This window comes from Psychromonas sp., assembly GCF_047632995.1.
GTDB lineage: Bacteria > Pseudomonadota > Gammaproteobacteria > Enterobacterales > Psychromonadaceae > Psychromonas.
The window spans coordinates 1-3,005 of the sequence record NZ_JBLIEK010000233.1 but is presented as its reverse complement, the minus strand read 5'-3'; the positions used below and the strand labels follow the sequence as shown (position 1 = coordinate 3,005).

The following is a 3,005-nucleotide window of genomic DNA, read 5'->3' as shown; positions in this document are numbered from 1 at the left end:
AGGTAAAAGGTTATTCCAAGCTTGAGCAATTGTTTTTCTGCCGTACCAAGTTAACGCCTCGCGCATAACAACTTTTGGGGGCAGTGGAACAAGTTTAAGCAAATCGGCCTCTAAGTTATCTTTTGCCACAATATGAACAAAACCGTGTTTAGTTTTTTTGTCTCTCGCATAAAAAGAATCAAAACAAACAATATTAATACCAAAATTAATGGCTTGATAAAATGTCCCAGAAGAAATCATGGCACCGTCGCTATGGGGCATAAACACAAAACGGGTTTTAGCGAGAAGTTCATTTAAATACTGCTCACTAACATATTCATTTTGCCAATCCACATTCAAATTTTTGTCTGAAATAATAGTCTTTATTTTTTCAATATAGGCCTTATCTTGACAATACCCGACTATTTTTAAAAACTTATCTTGTGGCCATAACGTAAGTAATTCGTCTAGACGTTTATAAGGTTTTATGGTGCCAAAAAAAAGGTATTCGACTTCAAAGCTTTCAGGCTCTTCCAAACCAATATCATGCAACATATCATCGTCATTTCGGTACAGAGGGTGCGGAATAACGGTTGAGTTGAAAGATTCAGTTTTTTCAAGAGTAACGACTTTAGTAGCAAGCAGGTTCAGTGCCCCGCAAGTAAGTTTATGGGTAAAAGGTCGCAACGCCCTATTATGTGGTTTGAAATTGTGTCTAACCCAAATAATATGGCTGGCAAACAGCCGCATTAAAATCAGTTGAAAAAAAACAACAAAATGCTCAATAAACGCTCTGAGTTTGCCGAATCTTTTTTGATACAGTCGATCTTCATACCAATTGAGTACGGCAACATTATGCCCCCTATTAAATAAGTTTTTTATGTTAAATAATTTCTTAAAATATAGTACTTCAAAACCACTTTCTGAGATACTTTCTTTAGATATTTCCACATATTCATTTACATGAACAAAGGGAAAGTAGAACGCTTTTTTATTAGCCATATATTGATTAAACCAAGGTGTTTTTTTCTGTTTTATCGACAAGCATTGAATTAATTACAGCCTTATATTTTAAAGCTATCTCTACCCAACTAAATTTATTTGCTTGCTCAAGAGGCTTAGAGCCCCATTCGGTATCAAGCGCTTTTTCTAAAACTTGCGCATATTCCTCGGTATTTTCTACATCACAAACCAATCCAGCATCTCCTATAATAGTGCGGCGCATAGAATCATCTGTAGCTACAACAGGAGTGCCGCTTGCTAAAGATTCCAGATAAACGCGTCCGAAAGGTTCATTCGCGGAAGGCAAAGTAAATGAGTCAACACTTCGATAGAGCTTTGGCATTTCGTCAAACGTTAATGACATTTGCATAAAACGGTCTTTACCCAATAATTCATGTGCTAAAGCGACAAAGTATTCTTTATCAATACCATCGCCGCACAGTATTAAACTGGCCTGAGGCACTTTTACCATTGCCTGGATAACCAGTTCGATACGTTTATGGTTTTTTCTATTTAAGGTTCCTACACACAAAACTAATTTGCCGTTGAGTTTGAAATCAAATTTATCGCCGCAAGGAGAGAAACGACTTAGGTCTACCCCGTTTGGAATTGCACTTACTGATTGATTTGGGTACCACACATTTACTGTATTAACGGTATCTTGATTAAATACAACGAGATGGTCTGGCTTGAACTTCATATTGCGTTTTAAAACGTGCCCACCACCAAGTAATCCTGCTCTTTCAGTGTATAGAATTTTACACCCCGTCAATCTCCTTAAAACCCAAGCAACAGCCAAGCCACCATAGTCATTATTAGGATAAATAACATCAGGTTTGGATTTTAAAAGATGAAACAGATAGGGTAAAAAGCTAGTAATAGCTTCAATGACCATCCCTGGATAACCGAACAATCTGCCAAGAATACTGCCCCAAAAACTTGTAGCAAGCCAGTTAGCAGAACGCCCTCTGGGAATACATGGTAGTACGATACTTACAGTCCCAACTTTCTCGCCACATAGCAGCTCAACGTTGTAATGTTCGGCTAAATGCTCTGCCATTTCAAAAGCACTGATTTGCGAACCACCATTCCAACTAACTCCGCACTCAGGATGAATTATTGCAATTTTTACTTTTTTAATCCGATCAGTAGACTCAATCATTTTTAATCCCTTTTCGAATTATCGAAAATGATTGCTGCGCTATTTTATCCCAATCATATTTAATTAAAATATCGGCTTTCGGCGCTTTAGGAATATCTAAAGCTAACTTTTTGGCTAAGTCGGCTTGGTCGCCAACCTTAAAATAATGTTCAACGTTTAATTCAATATCTAAATTGGGAGTGATATTGCTGAGTAATACTGGTGTGTCAGCACTAATAGCCTCAAGTGCAACAATAGGTAAACCTTCGTGATAAGACGGTAATACGAATAATTTTGCAAATTTATACAATGCTTTTAATTGTGAGCCTTCGCGGCGACCAGCAAAGATTACACGTTCTGACGCTTCATTAAGCAGTTTATTGGAATACTCGTCCTTATGATCGGTACTGCCTACAATCACCAATTTTTGCGGTATGTTTGTAAGCAAATAAGCTTGCACTAAATCATGAAAGCCTTTTTCGGGTACTAAACGACCTACTGTGACAATATAGCTCTGGTCTTCAATTGCTAAACCTGTGGCTTGTAAATCTTTAATTGTGACATTATCGTCAAAATTAGCTATCGCACCGTTTGGCACAAATTCGATTTTATGGGCTTGTTTTGGATTTTGCTGTTTCAATCTTTCTGTGAGCGATTTACCTACCACTAATATTTTATTCGCAAACATCATCGCCATGGTTTCACCCGTTATTAACAAGCCTTTGGCAAATGCATTCCATTTTTGCCTGTCGTAATCTGCACCGTGATGAGTCACAACAACCTTCATGCCCAGTAGTCTTGCTAGTGGTGTGAAAAGCGCGGGCCCCACTGCGTGAAGATGAATAATATCGGGGTGTACAAACAGCCGTGCATAAATAATTGC

General features: G+C 37.9%; 3 protein-coding genes. All 3 read right to left on the bottom strand.

From position 1 onward, the window contains the following. A partial coding sequence (locus ACJAT7_RS18800) for a hypothetical protein (protein WP_415228313.1) occupies nucleotides 1–981 on the bottom strand: 981 nt, incomplete at its 3' end. A 7-nt stretch (nucleotides 982–988) separates the two neighbouring features. Then, nucleotides 989–2,143 carry a glycosyltransferase gene (locus tag ACJAT7_RS18795; RefSeq protein ID WP_415228312.1) on the bottom strand — a complete coding sequence of 385 codons (1,155 nt, stop codon included), beginning with the start codon at nucleotides 2,141–2,143 and terminating at the stop codon, nucleotides 989–991. After that, the coding region (locus tag ACJAT7_RS18790) for a glycosyltransferase family 4 protein (protein ID WP_415228311.1) at nucleotides 2,136–3,005 on the bottom strand (870 nt) is incomplete at its 5' end. The genes ACJAT7_RS18795 and ACJAT7_RS18790, both read right to left, overlap by 8 nt.